Below are 429 nucleotides of genomic sequence, written 5' to 3'. Positions count from 1 at the left end.
CGGCCAGCAGTGCCAGCGCGGCGGCCGACGCGTCGGCCACGGCGGAGCTGCCGGCCTGGCGCTGGGTGGCCTGCGCCTGCGTCGCCGTGATGACGAAGGGGTTGACCCCCACCGGCGTGGCCACCGCGGTGCCGGGCAGCACGCGCACGGTGATGCCCTGGCTGACGCTGGCGCTGGCGCCGTTGCTGGTCTCGACGCTGGCGGCCACCACGGTGAGGCTGAATTCGCCCGTGAAGCCGGCCGGTGCCACCAGGCTCAGGCGGGTCACGTCCCAGCCGGCCAGGTCCACCGGCACGCCGCCGGCGGCGCTGCGCACGCCGTCGGTCAGCGTGGCGCCGTCGGGCAGGCCCAGCAGGTTCACGCTCAGGCGTTCGCCGCCCGCCGCGTTGGCCAGCGCCGCCTCGATGCGCGGCAGCGCGATGCTGCCGC

Annotated in this window: 1 protein-coding gene; it reads right to left on the bottom strand. The window is 77.2% G+C overall.

Annotation, left to right across the window (positions count from 1 at the left end):
* Nucleotides 1-429 (bottom strand): hypothetical protein (locus tag ACG04Q_RS25575; protein ID WP_394514705.1); only part of this gene is annotated, 429 nt, incomplete at both ends.

Origin of the sequence: Pelomonas lactea (assembly GCF_043555885.1) — a bacterium.
Classification (GTDB): domain Bacteria; phylum Pseudomonadota; class Gammaproteobacteria; order Burkholderiales; family Burkholderiaceae_C; genus Pelomonas; species Pelomonas lactea.
Note: the sequence above shows the minus strand (reverse complement) of the source record. Positions and strands in the feature narration are given on the sequence as shown.